This window comes from Pseudomonas ceruminis (assembly GCF_021602025.1).
Classification (GTDB): Bacteria; Pseudomonadota; Gammaproteobacteria; order Pseudomonadales; family Pseudomonadaceae; genus Aquipseudomonas; species Aquipseudomonas ceruminis.
Genome location: NZ_BQHW01000009.1, coordinates 120,639 through 136,861 on the forward strand (window position 1 = coordinate 120,639; position 16,223 = coordinate 136,861).

At 61.8% G+C, this 16,223-nt stretch carries 16 protein-coding genes; 5 read left to right on the forward strand and 11 right to left on the reverse strand.

Annotated elements, in window-relative coordinates; all coding sequences use genetic code 11:
• From nagZ to L6D80_RS13195, 3 genes are read right to left on the reverse strand one after another with little or no spacing between them, the layout of a single operon-like run.
• Window positions 1–999, reverse strand: coding sequence for a beta-N-acetylhexosaminidase (nagZ, locus tag L6D80_RS13185; protein WP_176514617.1), 999 nt, complete (start codon window positions 997–999; stop codon window positions 1–3).
• An 8-nt stretch (window positions 1,000–1,007) separates the two neighbouring features.
• Entirely contained in the window at window positions 1,008–1,178 is a 171-nt protein-coding gene (locus L6D80_RS13190) for a hypothetical protein (RefSeq protein ID WP_176514572.1), read from the reverse strand.
• Between the two features lie 40 nt (window positions 1,179–1,218).
• Window positions 1,219–1,926, reverse strand: a complete 708-nt coding sequence (locus L6D80_RS13195) for a TetR/AcrR family transcriptional regulator (protein WP_054903091.1) — start codon at window positions 1,924–1,926, stop codon at window positions 1,219–1,221.
• A 221-nt stretch (window positions 1,927–2,147) separates the two neighbouring features.
• On the opposite strand from L6D80_RS13195, the gene lexA reads away from it, so the two are divergent.
• Together lexA and sulA are read left to right on the forward strand one after the other, a co-directional pair.
• The gene (gene lexA / locus L6D80_RS13200; RefSeq protein WP_176514574.1) at window positions 2,148–2,756 is read left to right on the forward strand and encodes a transcriptional repressor LexA; all 609 of its coding nucleotides are present in this window, start codon (window positions 2,148–2,150) and stop codon (window positions 2,754–2,756) included.
• 13 nt (window positions 2,757–2,769) lie between these two features.
• The gene (gene sulA / locus L6D80_RS13205; protein WP_054903093.1) at window positions 2,770–3,246 is read left to right on the forward strand and encodes an SOS-induced cell division inhibitor SulA; all 477 of its coding nucleotides are present in this window, start codon (window positions 2,770–2,772) and stop codon (window positions 3,244–3,246) included.
• Window positions 3,247–3,279: 33 nt separating this feature from the next.
• Here sulA and L6D80_RS13210 read toward each other — a convergent pair whose 3' ends face one another.
• The 6 genes from L6D80_RS13210 to fadB form a co-directional block, all read right to left on the reverse strand.
• Complete coding sequence (locus L6D80_RS13210) at window positions 3,280–3,513, reverse strand: hypothetical protein (RefSeq protein ID WP_004376430.1); 234 nt, start codon at window positions 3,511–3,513, stop codon at window positions 3,280–3,282.
• A 50-nt stretch (window positions 3,514–3,563) separates the two neighbouring features.
• Window positions 3,564–4,079 carry a DUF6586 family protein gene (locus tag L6D80_RS13215; protein ID WP_176514576.1) on the reverse strand — a complete coding sequence of 172 codons (516 nt, stop codon included), beginning with the start codon at window positions 4,077–4,079 and terminating at the stop codon, window positions 3,564–3,566.
• Window positions 4,080–4,189: 110 nt separating this feature from the next.
• Window positions 4,190–6,799 carry a type I DNA topoisomerase gene (topA, locus tag L6D80_RS13220; RefSeq protein ID WP_176514578.1) on the reverse strand — a complete coding sequence of 870 codons (2,610 nt, stop codon included), beginning with the start codon at window positions 6,797–6,799 and terminating at the stop codon, window positions 4,190–4,192.
• A gap of 100 nt (window positions 6,800–6,899) precedes the next feature.
• Window positions 6,900–7,151 carry a DUF1653 domain-containing protein gene (locus L6D80_RS13225; protein ID WP_054903095.1) on the reverse strand — a complete coding sequence of 84 codons (252 nt, stop codon included), beginning with the start codon at window positions 7,149–7,151 and terminating at the stop codon, window positions 6,900–6,902.
• A gap of 78 nt (window positions 7,152–7,229) precedes the next feature.
• The gene (gene fadA, locus L6D80_RS13230; RefSeq protein ID WP_012271343.1) at window positions 7,230–8,405 is read right to left on the reverse strand and encodes an acetyl-CoA C-acyltransferase FadA; all 1,176 of its coding nucleotides are present in this window, start codon (window positions 8,403–8,405) and stop codon (window positions 7,230–7,232) included.
• Between the two features lie 40 nt (window positions 8,406–8,445).
• Window positions 8,446–10,593 (reverse strand): fatty acid oxidation complex subunit alpha FadB, encoded by a 2,148-nt coding sequence (gene fadB, locus L6D80_RS13235; protein WP_176514580.1) that lies wholly within the window; start codon window positions 10,591–10,593, stop codon window positions 8,446–8,448.
• A gap of 167 nt (window positions 10,594–10,760) precedes the next feature.
• On the opposite strand from fadB, the gene L6D80_RS13240 reads away from it, so the two are divergent.
• The gene (locus L6D80_RS13240; RefSeq protein ID WP_176514582.1) at window positions 10,761–11,072 is read left to right on the forward strand and encodes a hypothetical protein; all 312 of its coding nucleotides are present in this window, start codon (window positions 10,761–10,763) and stop codon (window positions 11,070–11,072) included.
• Window positions 11,073–11,079: 7 nt separating this feature from the next.
• Here L6D80_RS13240 and L6D80_RS13245 read toward each other — a convergent pair whose 3' ends face one another.
• Window positions 11,080–11,517, reverse strand: a complete 438-nt coding sequence (locus L6D80_RS13245; RefSeq protein ID WP_054903098.1) for a hypothetical protein — start codon at window positions 11,515–11,517, stop codon at window positions 11,080–11,082.
• 109 nt (window positions 11,518–11,626) lie between these two features.
• On the opposite strand from L6D80_RS13245, the gene L6D80_RS13250 reads away from it, so the two are divergent.
• Window positions 11,627–12,067: a universal stress protein gene (locus L6D80_RS13250; RefSeq protein ID WP_054903099.1), complete on the forward strand. Its 441-nt coding sequence runs from the start codon at window positions 11,627–11,629 to the stop codon at window positions 12,065–12,067.
• 54 nt (window positions 12,068–12,121) lie between these two features.
• Here the strand turns inward: L6D80_RS13250 and L6D80_RS13255 are convergent, their stop codons facing one another.
• Entirely contained in the window at window positions 12,122–14,050 is a 1,929-nt protein-coding gene (locus L6D80_RS13255) for an ATP-binding cassette domain-containing protein (RefSeq protein WP_176514584.1), read from the reverse strand.
• A 220-nt stretch (window positions 14,051–14,270) separates the two neighbouring features.
• Between L6D80_RS13255 and L6D80_RS13260 the strand changes: the two genes are divergently transcribed.
• A complete protein-coding gene (locus tag L6D80_RS13260; protein ID WP_054903101.1) occupies window positions 14,271–16,199 on the forward strand; it encodes a transglycosylase SLT domain-containing protein in 1,929 nt (642 codons plus the stop codon).
• Window positions 16,200–16,223 lie beyond the last annotated feature (24 nt).

Sequence of the window (16,223 nt, forward strand, 5' to 3'; positions counted from 1 at the left end):
TCAATCGACCAACTGCGCTTCGCGCAGCGCACCCAAGGCCTCCAGCCAACGGGGCTGCTGGCGATAATCGGTACGCGCAAAGCCCTGCCCACGCATCCGCGCAATCCGCGGCGAGGGCTTGACCTTCAGCCGCTGCGCCGCAGTCAGCGCCAGCTCCGCCGCGGCCCGGTCGTTACACACCAGCCCCATGTCGCAACCCGCACTCAAGGCCGCCTCGATGCGGTTGGCCGCATCACCCACTACATGGGCGCCAGCCATTGACAGGTCGTCACTGAAAATCACCCCGTCAAAGCCCAGCTCGCCGCGCAGGATGTCCTGCAACCAACGACGCGAGAAGCCGGCAGGCTGGTTGTCGACCTGCGGATAGATGACATGGGCAGGCATTACGGCCGCCAGTTGGCCACTGAGGCGGCTGAACGGAATGAGGTCTGCCTGGCGCAGTTGCTCGAGGCTACGCTCATCGGTCGGGATAGCCACATGCGAGTCCGCCTCGGCCCAGCCATGCCCCGGGAAGTGCTTGCCACAGGCCGCCATGCCCGCTGCGTTCATGCCGCGGATGAAGGCGCCGGCCAGTTGCGTGGCCCGCTGCGGATCACCTTCGAAGGCGCGGCTACCCACCACGGCGCTGCGCTGATGGTCCAGGTCCAGCACGGGGGCAAAGCTCAGGTCCAGCCCCACCGCCAGCACCTCGGTGGCCATCAGCCAACCACAGTGTTCGGCCAGGGACTCGGCATTGACGTTATCAGCGATCGCACGCATGGCCGGCAGGCGCACGAAGCCTTGACGCAAGCGCTGCACCCGTCCACCTTCCTGGTCGACAGCCAGGATCAGCTCAGGACGGATGGCACGGATGGAAGCACACAGCTCGCGCACCTGGCGCGGGCTCTCGATGTTGCGGGCAAAGATGATCAGGCCGGCCACTTCCGGCTGGCGCAGAAGCTGGCGGTCCTCGGCGGTCAGCCATTTACCGGCGATATCCACCATCAGGGAGCCTTGCAGGCTGACGGTCATAGGTAATCCTTCATTGCAGACGGAGAGAAGCCCAGGTCGGGCATGCCAGGGTGCGCTCGAAACAGGCCCGGCAGATTGGTGTTGTGCAGGCGACTGACACCTGGCTCATAGCCATTGCGCCAGAACAGGTCAGCGAGGGGAATGCGCAGGAAATCGAGGTCGGACATGGGCGCTAGCTTAGCTGAAGCGCCCTGCCCCGCCCAGCCTTCAGGCCTTGGCGGTAGTGCTGGCGGCCTTGCTGCGCGGGCGCAGCTGCGCCGATGCCATGGCCGCGTCGGTGACGCCACTGTCGGCGCGCATGCCGGCAGCCAGGAACGGCACCATCAGGCGCATCACCTGCTCGATCGAGGTATTGATGCCAAAATCGGTTTCGGCGATGGCGCGCAACGCCTTGATCCCGGACATGCTGAAAGCCGCAGCACCCAGCATGAAATGCACCCGCCAGAACAGCTCGAGCGGCGGGATCCGCGGCGCGGCCTCGTTGACCAGCAGCATGTAGCGGCGGAACACCTTGCCGTACATGTCTTCCAGGTAGCGACGCAGGTGCCCCTGGCTCTGGCTGAAGGCAAGGCCCAGCAGGCGCATGAAAATGGACAGATCGTTATTGCTGCGCGGCTGCACCACCAATGCCTGCTCCACAAGCATTTCCAGCAGTTCTTCGAGGCTGGGCTTTTGCTCAGGCTTGGCCTGACGCCGCTCCAGCTCACGCTCCAGGCTGGCACAGAACGGCCCGAGGAAACGCGAGAACACGGCCTGGATCAAGGCCTTCTTGGAGCCGAAATGGTAGTTAACCGCCGCCAGGTTGACCCCGGCCTTGCTGGTAATCAGGCGCAACGAGGTTTCGGCGAACCCCCTCTCCGCGAACAACTGCTCGGCAGCATCGAGAATGCGTTCAACGGTTTCCGATTGGGCCATGACTACTCCGCCAGACTGACAAACAAGTGTTTGAAACATACGTTTCAGCCCTGCGGATGTCAAGGCTCGGTGACCGGGCGGTCGTCATTAAAAAGCCCTTGGTTGCACGCTGCAAGCGACATGATCGTTGGCCAGGCAGTTTTTCTTGCAGCTTGGCGCTTGCAGCTCATCCAGCACTGTATATAATCCCAGTCACTGTATAAAAAGACAGAGCGCCCGCCATGTTGAAACTGACGCCACGCCAAGCCGAAATCCTGGCCTTCATCAAACGCTGCCTTGAAGACAACGGCTTCCCGCCGACACGCGCGGAGATCGCTCAGGAGCTGGGCTTCAAATCGCCCAACGCCGCCGAGGAGCATCTCAAGGCCCTTGCGCGCAAAGGTGCCATTGAAATGACCCCGGGCGCCTCCCGTGGCATTCGCATCCCAGGCGTCGAAGCCAAGACCGAAGAAAGCGGGTTGCCCATCATCGGCCGGGTCGCTGCCGGTGCACCGATTCTCGCCGAACAGCACATCGAGCAATCCTGCAACATCAACCCAGCCTTTTTCCACCCACGCGCCGACTATCTGCTGCGCGTACACGGCATGAGCATGAAGGACGTCGGCATCTTCGACGGCGATCTGTTGGCCGTGCACACCTGCCGCGAGGCCCGCAACGGCCAGATCGTCGTCGCCCGTATCGGTGATGAAGTCACCGTCAAGCGCTTCAAGCGCGAAGGCAGCAAGGTCTGGCTCATCGCCGAAAACCCAGAGTTCGCCCCTATCGAAGTCGACCTGAAAGAACAGGAGCTGGTGATCGAGGGTTTGAGTGTCGGCGTAATTCGTCGCTGATCCAGGAGGCGTCATGCAACAGTTCATCCAAGCACATCAGCAGGTTCAGCTTCCACTGTTCGAAGCCTTTCTCGCCCAGCCGGTATTGCCGGGCCTGAAAGCCAGCGAACAGGCACGCAAAAGCAGCCAACCAGACCTGTTCAGTGAACTGTCCCTGCGTGGCGCACCCGAGCACTGCCAGAGTTTGCTGGCACCCGTTTTGCGCGAGTTGAGCGAAGAGCAGGAAGCACGCTGGCTTACCCTGATCGCACCGCCTCCCAGCCTGACCCAGGCCTGGCTGCGCGACGCTGGCCTCAACCGCGAGCGCATCCTGCTGCTGCAGCCTGGCGGCAACCAAAGCGCCCTGCAACTGGCCTGCGAGGCATTGCGCCTTGGGCGCAGCCACACGGTGGTCAGCTGGCTTGGCAGCGTCAATGCCACCGCACGTCAGCAACTGGTACGCGCAGCCAGTGCCGGAAACGCACAAAGCCTGAACATCCGCCTCGGCTGATGTTCAGGCTTTGCCTGTCATAAAACCTGATGCTCAGTGCAGTACGCGTGGCCCTTCGTCGCGCTCAAGCTCGCCATCCATCAAACGGCCGGCCATCTGCACACCCACACTCAGCATGGCCTTGGCCACTTCAACATGTTGCCCCTGCAGGAACGCCTTGGCATCTTCCGAGAAATCCAGGGTTACCAGGGAGCCTTCGTCCTCGGCGCGACGCAACTCGATTCGGCCATCAGGCAACTCGACAATTTCTAGAAAAGACGTAGACATATAGGGCTGTTCTCCACGAAAGGCCGGTATTGTACCAGCCACAGCGGGTATCAGCACTCACTCAACGCGTCACGGAAACGTCTCACCAAACCTTTGAGGTTGTGGCGCCAGCTTTCCAGCTCGTCCCGTGACAGCGCAGGCTGCTCGGGCTCGTCGAGGTTGATGGCCTGAATAAGCGGCTGGGTGACGTCACCTTTTGGGGCTTTTTTCGCGACCGGTGGTCGGAACAATTCGGCATAAGCGCCCAACAGTTGCGCCAACCAGGTTTCGCGTTGCCTGGCCAATTCCAGCAGCTCCGCCACTTCGGGAATGGCAATGCCATTGAGGGCATCGTCGGCAAGCGCTTGCTCGACAGTAGCCGCCACTGGCAGGCGATAGAACCCGCCAATCTCATGGCATAACCCCAACAGCGCACCGTACAGGTGGAACAACGCCGATTCGCGCTCAGCCTGGACCAGGCCCTGAGCATTCATGGCCTGACTGTCCTCAGCCTTGGCCATGGACTCGAGGGCAAGGCCAGCGAAGAAGAGTTTCTGGTTAGTGCGGGTGTAGAGTTCCTGGGCCATCTTGAGTGGCCTCCCTAAGGCTGCAAGGCGAATACCTGCAGTTTCAGGGATCAGGGTGTACTTGTCACCCATGAAATAGGGCCGCATAGCGGCCCCATTCAATTGCACGATCAGCGCTTGTCTTCAACCTTCCAGGCATTGCCGTCGTAAAACGCCTTCCAGCCGGTCGGCTTACCATCGACCTCGGACTGCACGTACTGCTCCTTGGTCTTGCGGCTGTAGCGGATCACCGCCGGGCGGCCCTCCGGGTCTTTGGGCGGCGCATCGCACAGGAAATGATATTTCGGGTCGATCTCGTGCTTGTGCGGCAGAATTTCCAGCACCAACGGCGCACGCGTCTCGCGGTTCTTGGGGAACTGGCTGGCAGCCAGGAACAGCCCCGAAGCACCATCGCGCAGCACGTAGGTATCGTCGACCTTCTCGCACTTGAGTTCCGGCATGTCCACCTTGTCCATCTTCGGTGGCGCCGCCTCACCGCTCTTGAGCAGTTTTCGGGTGTTTTTACAGGCCGGGTTGGTACAGCCGAAGAACTTGCCGAAACGGCCCGTCTTAAGCTGCATCTCGCTGCCGCACTTGTCGCACTCCAGGCTCGGACCTTCATAACCTTTGATGCGATAGTTGCCCTCTTCGATCTCGTAACCGGCGCAATCGGGGTTGTTACCGCAGATATGCAGCTTGTGCTTCTCGTCGAGCAGGTAAGCGTCCATCGCGGTGGCGCAGATCGGGCAGCGGTGCTTGCCCAAAAGAACGCGCGATTCCGACTCACCTTCGTCGTCCGCCGCAATTTCATCGCCCGGCACCAGGTTCACGGTGGCCTTGCAACGCTCTTTGGGCGGTAGGCTGTAGCCGGAGCAACCCAGGAACACGCCCGTGGAGGCGGTGCGGATCATCATCGGGCGCCCGCATTCCTTGCACGGAATATTGGTCATGGTCGGCTGGTTGGCGCGCATGCCGTGTTCAGCGGATTCGGCAGTCAGCAGTTTCTTGCTGAAGTCACCGTAGAACTCGTCAAGAACGTTCTTCCAGTCACGCTCGCCCTGGGCCACGTCATCGAGGTTCTCCTCCATGCCGGCAGTAAAACCGTAGTCCATCAGGTTGGCGAAGCTTTCCGACAGGCGCTCGGTCACGATGTCGCCCATTTTTTCGGAATAGAAACGGCGGTTATGCAGGGTCACATAGCCACGATCCTGAATGGTGGAAATGATGGCCGCGTAGGTCGACGGGCGACCGATACCGCGTTTTTCCATTTCCTTGACCAGACTGGCTTCGGTGAAGCGCGCCGGCGGCTTGGTGAAATGCTGGCTCGGGTCGATCTGGATCAGCTTGAGTGCTTCGCCCTGGACCATTTCTGGCAGTACGTCGTCCTCACCCGGTTTGCTCTGCTGCGCCAACACGCGGGTATAACCGTCGAACTTGAGGATGCGGCCCTTGGCGCGCAGCTCGAAGTCACCCGCGGCCACCGTAACGCTGGTGGACAGGTACTGTGCAGGCGGCATCTGGCAGGCCAGGAACTGGCGCCAGATGAGTTCGTACAGGCGCTCGGCATCACGCTCCATACCGCTGAGCTTGGTCGGGTGCGTGTTGACGTCGGATGGACGAATCGCTTCGTGCGCTTCCTGCGCCCCTTCCTTGCTGCCGTACACCAGCGGCGCTTCGGGCAGGTACTGCTTGCCGAATTCGCGCTCGATGTAGCTGCGCGCCATGTCCAGCGCGTCGGCCGACAAGTTGGTAGAGTCGGTACGCATGTAAGTGATGTAGCCCGCTTCGTACAGGCGCTGCGCCATCATCATGGTCTTCTTCACCCCGAAGCCCAGGCGGTTGCTCGCTGCCTGCTGCAGGGTGGAGGTGATGAACGGCGCCGAAGGCTTGCTGCTGGTGGGGCGGTCTTCACGCTTGACCACGCTGTAGCTGGACGCTTTGAGCTTGTCCAGCGCAGCCATGGCCTGGGCTTCGTTGAGCGGTTTGAAGGCCTCACCCTTCTCGCGGGTGACTTCGAAGCGCACCTTGGCGTTCTTCGCAGTGCCCAGGTCGGCGTGAACTTCCCAGTACTCTTCCGGGATGAACGCGCGAATCTCGCGCTCACGCTCAACCACCAACTTCACCGCCACCGACTGCACGCGGCCTGCCGACAGGCCACGGGCGATCTTGGCCCACAACAGTGGCGAGACCATGTAGCCCACCACGCGATCGAGGAAGCGCCGCGCCTGCTGGGCGTTGACGCGGTCGATATCCAGTTCGCCAGGCTGCGAGAAGGCATCCTGGATGGCCTTCTTGGTAATTTCGTTGAACACCACGCGCTTGTAGCGGGTGTCGTCACCCCCGATGGCTTCGCGCAGGTGCCAGGCAATGGCCTCCCCTTCGCGGTCCAAGTCGGTTGCGAGATAGATGGTGTCGGCATCCTTGGCCAGGCGGCGCAGCTCTTCGATCACCTTTTCCTTGCCAGGCAGGATTTCGTACTTGGCCTTCCAGCCGTGCTCGGGGTCCACGCCCATGCGCGCCACCAGTTGGCGACGGGCCTTTTCTTTGGGCGACAGGGCCGGAGCCTCACCCGCAGCCTTGCCCCGCTTGGCGGCCGGCTCTTTGCTCGCGCTGGCCGAACCGCTGGTGGGGAGGTCTCGGATATGGCCGATACTCGACTTCACCACGTACTGGTTGCCCAGGTACTTGTTGATGGTCTTGGCCTTGGCCGGGGATTCCACAATGACCAGCGATTTGCCCATGGATCGGAGTATTCCTGAATCTGAAGATGAAAAACGCGTCAGGTGCCGGACGCGGCACCGCTATATATAGTGGCAATAGAGTGAGGTCAAGCGCGGTCGTTCACTCTTGCACCTTGCCAGGCTGCCCAGACAACCCCGCTTCGGCCTTGACCAAAGCAAAGCGTGGCACCTGCTCGCCGTCAACCTCGACGGATTCCTGGAACATCGAAAGCGGGCGTACCCAGTAGCTGTAATCACCATACAGGCACTGGTAGAACACCATCCACTCCTCGCTTTCGGAGTGCCGCGCAGCACTGAAGACACGGTACTCAGGCCCTTTGTAATGCCGGTATACGCCTGGTTGTATCTGCATGCCGCTACCCTCTTGAAACAAATGCCTAAAAAAACAAAAACCGGGGCACAGGGCCCCGGCTGCTGCCTTGCTACGCGATCAGACGCGTTCGAAGACCGTGGTAATGCCCTGGCCCAAGCCTACGCACATGGTCGCCACCCCGAGGGTGCCACCATTTTGCTTCATGACGTTGAGCAGGGTGCCGGAAATCCGCGCCCCGGAGCAACCGAACGGGTGGCCCAACGCAATAGCGCCGCCGTGCAGGTTAACCTTCTCATCCATCTTGTCGAGCACTTTCAAGTCTTTGAGCACTGGCAGGGCCTGTGCAGCGAAGGCTTCGTTGAGCTCGATGAAGTCGATATCGGCCATGGTCAGGCCGGCACGCTTGAGGGCTTTCTGGGTCGACGGGACTGGGCCATAGCCCATGATTGCAGGGTCCACACCCGCCACCGCCATCGAGCGAATCACCGCCAGCGGCTGGATGCCAAGGTCCATTGCACGCTGGCCGGACATGACGATCATGCACGACGCGCCATCGGTGATCTGCGACGAGGTACCGGCAGTGACGGTACCACCTTTCGGGTTGAACGCCGGCTTGAGCGACGCCAGGCCTTCGAGGGTAGTTTCCGGGCGAATGGTCTCGTCGAAGTCGAAGACCTTCAGGAAACCGTTCTCGTCATAGCCCTGCATCGGGATGATCTCGTCCTTGAACTTGCCCTCGACTGTCGCCTTATGGGCAAGCTGGTGCGAACGCACGCCGAACAGGTCCTGTTGCTCACGGGTGATGCCGTGCATCTTGCCGAGCATCTCGGCAGTCAGGCCCATCATCCCGGAAGCCTTGGCAGCGTGCAAGGACAGGTGCGGGTTAGGGTCCACACCGTGCATCATGCTGACGTGGCCCATGTGCTCGACACCACCGACCACGAACACATCACCGTTGCCAGTCATGATGGCCTGGGCAGCCGTGTGCAGCGCGCTCATCGACGAACCACACAGGCGGCTGACGGTCTGGGCAGCCGAGGTGTGGGGAATCTGGGTCATCAGCGACGCCATGCGGGCGATGTTCCAGCCCTGCTCCAGGGTCTGGTTGACACAGCCCCAGATCACGTCCTCGACTTCTTTCGGGTCAACCTTGCCGTTGCGCTCGAGCAGCTTGCTGATCAGGTGCGCCGACATGTCTTCGGCGCGGGTGTTGCGGTGCATGCCACCCTTGGAGCGGCCCATCGGCGTGCGACCGAAGTCGACAATCACCACGTCTCTTGGATTGAGGCTCATATTGATAATCTCGCTCTACTCTCTCTAAGGCGTTGGCCGCTCAGTTGAAGAAGCGCTGGCCATTCTTGGCCATTTCGCGCAACTTCGCGGTCGGGTGGTACAGCGGCCCCAGATCAGCGTACTGATCGGCCAGGGCGACGAACTCGGCCACGCCGATCGAGTCGATGTAGCGCAGCGCACCCCCGCGGAACGGAGGGAAACCAATGCCGTAGACCAGGCCCATGTCCGCCTCGGCAGCCGTCTCGACAATGCCGTCTTCCAGGCAGCGCACGGTTTCCAGGCACAGCGGGACCATCATCCAGTTGATGATGTCTTCGTCGGTCACTTCACGTTGCTCGAAGACAATCGGCTTGAGCACGTCGAGCACGGTGGCGTCGAACACTTTCTTCGGCTTGCCGCGCTTGTCGGTTTCATAGGCGTAGAAGCCCTTGCCGTTTTTCTGCCCCAGACGGTTGGCCTCGTACAGCGCGTCGACGGCCGAGCGGCGCTCGTCCTTCATGCGGTCCGGGAAGCCTTCGGCCATCACGTCGCGGCCGTGGTGGCCGGTGTCGATGCCGACTACGTCCATCAGGTAGGCCGGGCCCATCGGCCAGCCGAACTTCTCCATGACCTTGTCGATGCGCACGAAGTCGACGCCAGCGCTGACCAGCTTGGCAAAGCCGCCGAAGTACGGGAACAGCACACGGTTGACCAGGAAGCCCGGGCAGTCGTTGACCACGATAGGGTTCTTGCCCATCTTCTTGGCGTAGGCGACGGTGGTGGCAACGGCCACTTCACTGGACTTCTCGCCACGGATCACTTCCACCAACGGCATCATGTGCACCGGGTTGAAGAAGTGCATGCCGACGAAGTTTTCGGGGCGCTTGAGGGCTTTGGCCAGCAGGTTGATGGAGATGGTCGAGGTGTTGGAGGCAAGGATCGCATCATCCTTCACCTGCCCTTCAACCTCTGCCAGCACGGCCTGCTTGACTTTCGGGTTCTCGACCACGGCCTCGACGACGATGTCGACGTTGGCAAAATCACCGTAGGACAGGGTCGGGCGGATGGCGTTGAGTGCCTCAGCCATTTTGGCCGGAGTCAGACGGCCCTTCTCGACGCGATTGCCCAGCAGCTTGGACGCCTCGTTCAGGCCCAGCTGGATGGCTTCCTCGCGGATGTCCTTCATCAGGATCGGGGTGCCCTTGACCGCCGACTGATAGGCGATGCCGCCCCCCATGATGCCTGCGCCGAGCACGGCAGCCTGCTTCACGTCGTGGGCGATTTCGTCATGGGCCTTGGCCTTGCGCTTGAGCTCTTGGTCGTTCAGGAACAGGCCGATCAGGCTCTCGGCGACCGAGGTCTTGGCCAGCTTGGCAAAGCCCGCCGCTTCTACCTCCAGAGCCTTGTCACGGCCGAAGTTGGCGGCTTTCTGGATGGACTTGATGGCTTCTACCGGAGCCGGGTAGTTCGGGCCAGCCTGGCCAGCGACGAAGCCCTTGGCGGTCTCGAACGCCATCATCTGCTCGATGGCATTGAGCTTGAGCTTTTCCAGCTTGGGCTGACGCTTGGCCTTGTAATCCAGCTCGCCGCTGATGGCGCGCTTGATCAGGTCCAGGGCACCGGCCTGCAACAGTTGCGGGGCGACCACGGCGTCGACGGCACCGACTTTCAAGGCGTCTTCGGCACGGTTTTCCTTGCCAGCGGCGATCCACTCGATGGCATTGTCCGAGCCGATCAGGCGCGGCAGACGCACGGTACCGCCGAAGCCTGGGTAGATGCCCAGCTTGACTTCCGGCAGGCCGATCTTGGCGGTGCTGGACATGACCCGGTAGTCGGCCGCCAGGCACATTTCCAGGCCGCCACCCAGGGCGATGCCGTTGATGGCGGCAACGGTCGGCACTTCGAGGTCTTCGAAGGCATTGAAGATGCGGTTGGCTTCCAGGTTGCCGGCAACCAGCTCGGCCTCGGGCAGCTTGAAGTTATCGACGAATTCGGTGATGTCGGCGCCGACGATGAACACGTCCTTGCCACTGCTGACGATCACGCCCTTCACCGAGGCGTCGGCCTTGATGGCGTCGACGGCCTGGCGCAGCTCGTCCAGGGTCAGGCGATTGAACTTGTTGACGGACTCACCCTTGAGGTCGAACTTCAGTTCGACGATGCCGCTTTCAAGAGCCTTAACCGTGATGGCTTTACCTTCGTAAATCATCAACTGATCTCCACGATATGGAAGCTGAACTGTACACGCCGATCGCTGGAGGCAAGGCAGCACTTGGCTGCTCTCGCTCCAGGCACACCCGTCAGCGCGCTAGTCGGGATTCTGTACGAGCGGTGTGACATACAAACGCTCAATTCATACGCCCGTTTGATTTGGGTATGCACACATTCTCCGAAAAGGTCAGCGTTGTCAAATGGTCGCAGGCACCGGGAAAACGCGACTTTGCGGTCATCGCGCATCGGGTGGGCGCAAAACCCGCTGACAGTGATTGCAGATCATTCATGTCAGCGATTGACCACAAAAACTTCCCTGCGCTGCATTTTTCCAGCAGCGCGGCGACGCTCGGCTACACTGGCAGTGGCTTCAGGAAAACCCGGCCTGCCTGGCCTTTTCTGCGCAGCAGAAACGACAAAGCGGCAATCCGGCAACGCTCCCTCAGGGGCGCTGCCGGATTGCCGCTTTGTCGTTAACGGGGGCTCAGGCGAGGGTTTCGAAGGCGTGGGCAATATCCTGCAATACAGATTTATCGCCCCGCTCGCTCCAGTACAGAGCAATCATGCGTTTATCGGCTTCGACCTTGTAGACAGTCGCCGGCAAGCGTGCAAACACCTCGGCCAGGCGTGCCTCCTCGCACACTTCGCGCCACTGGTTCCACCACACCCCAGGGCTGATCTGCCAGTAGCACCAGCTGTCTTCATGGCCGCGGCGTCGCGCTCGATGGTACTGCGGGCACGGGCTGGGCGGTTCTTTTTCGAGCCAGTGCGGCCACTGCTGCGGCGCCAACTGCATGGCCAGGCCCATGCGCCGCGCCTCCAGGCGCAAGCTCATCTGCTCGCCCTGCTTGCGCGACACCCGCAACCAGGAAAGCGGGCTGAGAATCAGCGCAAGGATTGACACCACCAGCCATACCGTCATATCTGTAGATCCCATAAAGCGTTGCAAATGAGCGGGTTACTCGGTTTCACGGATAACCTGCTCGAAAGCGACCATACTTCTACTATCGCGATTGTCAGGAGTACAGCTCATGTCCTACGAACATCTTCTGGTCGCCGTCGACCTCACCGAAGAGTGCGACCCGGTGATCAAACGTGCCATGAAGCTCGCCGAGCCGACCGGCGCCAAAGTCTCACTGGTGCATATCGTCGAACCCATGGCCATGGCCTTCGGCGGTGACGTGCCGATGGACCTGTCGCAGTTGCAACAGCAGCAGTTCGATCAGGCCAAGGAGCGTATGGATCGCCTGTTCAACAAATACCCTGAGATCAACCGCGGTGATTCGCACCTGACCTACGGCCAGCCACGCCAGGAAATCCACCAACTGGCCAAGGACCAGAAGTGTGACCTGATCGTGGTCGGCAGCCATGGCCGCCATGGCTTGGCTCTGCTGCTCGGCTCCACCGCCAACGACGTGCTGCACGGCGCGCCGTGCGATGTGCTGGCTGTGCGGTTGCTGAAGAAGGAATGATCTAGCCTGTTCCGGCCTCATCGCCCACAAGCCGGCGATGAGGCCAGGACTGCCTCAACCTTCCAGTTCTGCCCAACGCTCTACCAGCACATCCAGCTCGCCCTGCATTTTTTCAAGCTTGGCCAGCACCGCCGAGGTTTCCTCGATCGGCCGCTGATAGAAGCCCGGCGCGTTGACCTCTTCCTGCGCTGCCGCCATGCGCTGCTCCAGCTCGTCGATCTGCCCCGGCAGCATCTCCAGCTCACGTTGCAACTTGTAACTGAGCTTCTTCTTCGACGCATCGGCTGCCGCAACTACCGGTGCAGGCGCCGCTTCCACTGCCGGCTTCTCGACCACCGCAGTATTGAGCTCGGACTTGCCGCCTTTGCTCTCAGTCACGCCAAGCAGCTTCGGCGACCCGCCCTGGCGGATCCAGTCTTCGTAGCCGCCGACATACTCGCGTACCTTGCCCTGCCCCTCGAACACCAGCGTGCTGGTGACCACGTTATCGAGGAAGGCCCGGTCGTGGCTGACCATCAGCACGGTGCCCTTGTAGTTGCACAGCACCTCCTCGAGCAACTCGAGGGTTTCCACATCGAGGTCGTTGGTCGGCTCGTCGAGCACCAGCAGGTTGGCCGGCTTGCTGAACAGCTTGGCCAGCAGCAGACGCGCCCGCTCGCCCCCAGACAGCGCCTTGACCGGCGTGCGGGCACGCTGCGGGCTGAACAGGAAGTCGCCCAGGTAGCTCAGCACATGGCGGCTCTGGCCATCGATCTCGATGAAGTCGCGGCCTTCGGCGAGGTTGTCGATCACGGTCTTTTCCAGATCGAGCTGATGGCGCATCTGGTCGAAATAGGCGACTTCCAGCTTGGTGCCACGCTCGACCTTGCCCGAGGTAGGCTCCAGATCGCCCAGCATCAGCTTGAGCAGGGTGGTCTTGCCGGTACCGTTGGCACCCAGCAGGCCGATACGGTCCTGACGCTGCAGCACCATCGAGAAGTCCTTGACCAGCATCGGCCCCTCGGGGTGCGCAAAGCTGACGTTCTCCAGCACCATCACCTGCTTGCCGGATTTTTCCGCTGCCTCGATCTGGATATTCGCCTTGCCCTGACGCTCGCGGCGCTCACTGCGCTCGACACGCAAGGCCTTGAGCGCACGCACCCGGCCTTCGTTACGGGTACGGCGCGCCTTGATGCCTTGGCGGATCCACACCTCTTCCTGTGCCAGGCGCTTGTCGAACAGCGCATTGGCGGTTTCCTCGGCGGCCAGCGCGGCCTCCTTGTGCACCAGGAAACTGGCGTAGTCGCCGTTCCAATCGATCAGGCCGCCACGGTCCAGTTCGAGGATACGGGTGGCCAGGTTCTGCAGGAAGGAACGGTCGTGGGTGATGAACAGCACGGCGCCATTGAAGCCGCTCAGGGCCTCTTCGAGCCAGGCGATGGCACCGATGTCCAAGTGGTTGGTCGGCTCGTCGAGCAGCAGCAGGTCAGGCTCGGACACCAGCGCCTGGGCCAGCAGGACGCGGCGGCGCCAGCCACCGGAAAGCTCGGCCAAGGTCTTTTCGGCCGGCAGTTGCAGGCGGCTCAGGGTGCTTTCCACCACTTGCTGCAGGCGCCAGCCATCACGGGCCTCCAGCTCGTGCTGGACGTGCATGAGTTTTTCCAGATCCTCGTCGCCGTGGATGTTCTGGCTCAGATGGTGGTATTCGGCAAGCAGCTCACCGACGCCGTCCAGGCCGGCAGCCACCACGTCGAAGACGCTGCGCTCGTCAGCCACCGGCAGCTCCTGCGGCAGCTCACCGATCTTCAGGCCGGGGGCGCGCCAGATTTCGCCGTCGTCGCCCTTCTGCTCACCTTTTACCAGGCGCAGCATGCTCGACTTGCCGGTGCCGTTGCGGCCGATGATGCACACCCGCTCGCCACGGGCGATCTGCCAGGACACTTTGTCCAGCAGCGGCATCGCGCCGAATGCGAGGGACACATCGCTGAATTTGAGCAGGGTCATGTTCGTCTCCAGAAAGCGGGCGCGCATTCTACCTGAGTTGGCCCATTCCGGCATTAAGTTGACCACGCCGCCAGGGTATTGCGACATCCGGTCGAAGTTAATGCCTTGATACAAGCACAGTGCTTTCACCCGCGACCGGCAAACAGCTAAGCTAAGGCATAGCTTCCAACAGTGCTGGCTTCGCCGTCACTTTCCCATGGTTCAACTGCCCGGACGTATCATGCGCAGCCGCCTGTTACAGATTGCTTCCTGCCTGCTGCTCACCGCCGCCACCGTCAGCGCGGCGCAGGCCATCGACCTTTCCCAGCAACGCCAGTACTACGATGAGGCCAAGCGTGCACTGGCCAAGGGGGACAAGGGCCCTTACCTGCGCTATGCCCCGGCCTTGCGCGACTACCCGTTGACCCCCTACCTGGCGTACGACGAACTTACCGCGCGCCTGAAAACCGCCAGCAACGAAGAAATCGAAGGTTTCCTGGCCAAGCATGGCGACCTGCCCCAGGCCAACTGGATGAAACTGCGCTGGTTGCGCTGGCTGGCCGAGCGTGGTGAGTGGAACACCTTCGTCAAGTACTACGACCCCAAGCTCAACTTCACCGAACTGGACTGCCTCAACGGCCAGTACCAACTCAGCCACGGCCTGCGCGCCGAGGGCTACGCCAGCGCAGAAAAACTGTGGAACGTGGGCAAGTCGCAACCGGCCGCCTGCGACACCCTGTTTGGCATGTGGGCCGCCGAAGGCCAGCTGACCGAAGCCAAACGCTGGAACCGGGCCAAGCTGGCAGCCCAGGCGCGCAACTACGCCCTGGCCAATAACCTGGTCAACTCCCTGACCACGCTTGGCGCGCAGGGCCGCCTGCTGGTGGACGTGGCGCAGAAGCCTGAACTGCTCAACCAGCCATCGCGCTTCACCCCGGTCAACGAGGCCATGTCCGACGTGGTCAGCCTGGGCTTGCGCCGCCTGGCCCGCCAGGACCCGGAGCGCGCCATGGCGCTGCTCGACGACTACGCCCAACGCATGCACTTCTCCCGTGACGAGAAGGTCGCCATCGCGCGCGAGATCGGCCTGACCCTGGCACGCCGCTACGACCCGCGCGCCCTCGACCTGATGACCCGCTACGACCCGGAACTGCGCGACAACACCGTCAGCGAATGGCGCCTGCGCCTGCTGTTGCGCCTGGGCCGCTGGGAGGACGCCTACGAGCTGACCAAGCGCCTGCCCCAGGACCTGGCCAGCAGTAGCCGCTGGAAGTACTGGCAGGCGCGCAGCCTGGAGTTGGCGCAACCCAACAACCCGCAGATTCCACTGCTGTACAAGACCGTGGCGCGTGAGCGTGACTTCTATGGCTTCCTCGCTGCCGACCGCGCGCAAACGCCCTATCAACTGAACAACAAACCGCTGGTACTCAGCCCGCAACTGGTGAACAAGGTACGCAATACCCCAGGTATCCAGCGCGCCCTGGAGTTCCATGCCCGTGGCCAGATCGTCGAAGGCCGCCGTGAGTGGTACCACGTCAGCCGTCACTTCAACCGTGACGAGATGGTGGCCCAGGCGCGCCTGGCCTACGACCTGCGCTGGTACTTCCCGGCCATTCGCACCATCAGCCAGGCGCAGTACTGGGACGATCTGGATATCCGCTTCCCGATGGCCCATCGCGATACCCTGGTACGTGAAGCCAAGGTACGCGGGCTGCACTCAAGCTGGGTATTCGCCATCACCCGTCAGGAAAGCGCCTTCATGGAAGATGCCCGCTCCAGCGTCGGCGCCAGCGGCCTCATGCAACTGATGCCAGCCACGGCCAAGGAGACCGCACGCAAATTCAGCATCCCGCTGGCCTCGCCGCAGCAGGTGTTCAACCCGGACAAGAACATCCAGCTGGGCGCCGCCTACCTGAGCCAGGTGCACAGCCAGTTCAACGGCAACCGCGTATTGGCCTCGGCGGCCTACAACGCCGGCCCCGGCCGGGTACGCCAGTGGCTCAAGGGGGCCAAACACCTGAGTTTCGATGTGTGGGTGGAGTCGATCCCATTCGACGAGACACGCCAGTACGTGCAGAACGTGCTGTCGTACTCGGTGATCTACGGGCAGAAGCTCAATGCACCGCAACCCCTGGTGGATTGGCACGAGCGGTATTTCGACGACATGTGATCCGCATCCGGCCTCTTCGCGGGT

Coding starts and splice junctions, on each gene's coding strand:
- L6D80_RS13190 (WP_176514572.1), bottom strand. CDS start 1,178: ATGTCCGACCTCGATTTCCTGCGCATTCCCCTCGCTGACCTGTTCTGG.
- L6D80_RS13195 (WP_054903091.1), bottom strand. CDS start 1,926: ATGGCCCAATCGGAAACCGTTGAACGCATTCTCGATGCTGCCGAGCAG.
- lexA (WP_176514574.1), top strand. CDS start 2,148: ATGTTGAAACTGACGCCACGCCAAGCCGAAATCCTGGCCTTCATCAAA.
- sulA (WP_054903093.1), top strand. CDS start 2,770: ATGCAACAGTTCATCCAAGCACATCAGCAGGTTCAGCTTCCACTGTTC.
- L6D80_RS13210 (WP_004376430.1), bottom strand. CDS start 3,513: ATGTCTACGTCTTTTCTAGAAATTGTCGAGTTGCCTGATGGCCGAATC.
- L6D80_RS13215 (WP_176514576.1), bottom strand. CDS start 4,079: ATGGCCCAGGAACTCTACACCCGCACTAACCAGAAACTCTTCTTCGCT.
- topA (WP_176514578.1), bottom strand. CDS start 6,799: ATGGGCAAATCGCTGGTCATTGTGGAATCCCCGGCCAAGGCCAAGACC.
- L6D80_RS13225 (WP_054903095.1), bottom strand. CDS start 7,151: ATGCAGATACAACCAGGCGTATACCGGCATTACAAAGGGCCTGAGTAC.
- fadA (WP_012271343.1), bottom strand. CDS start 8,405: ATGAGCCTCAATCCAAGAGACGTGGTGATTGTCGACTTCGGTCGCACG.
- fadB (WP_176514580.1), bottom strand. CDS start 10,593: ATGATTTACGAAGGTAAAGCCATCACGGTTAAGGCTCTTGAAAGCGGC.
- L6D80_RS13240 (WP_176514582.1), top strand. CDS start 10,761: ATGCACACATTCTCCGAAAAGGTCAGCGTTGTCAAATGGTCGCAGGCA.
- L6D80_RS13245 (WP_054903098.1), bottom strand. CDS start 11,517: ATGACGGTATGGCTGGTGGTGTCAATCCTTGCGCTGATTCTCAGCCCG.
- L6D80_RS13250 (WP_054903099.1), top strand. CDS start 11,627: ATGTCCTACGAACATCTTCTGGTCGCCGTCGACCTCACCGAAGAGTGC.
- L6D80_RS13255 (WP_176514584.1), bottom strand. CDS start 14,050: ATGACCCTGCTCAAATTCAGCGATGTGTCCCTCGCATTCGGCGCGATG.
- L6D80_RS13260 (WP_054903101.1), top strand. CDS start 14,271: ATGCGCAGCCGCCTGTTACAGATTGCTTCCTGCCTGCTGCTCACCGCC.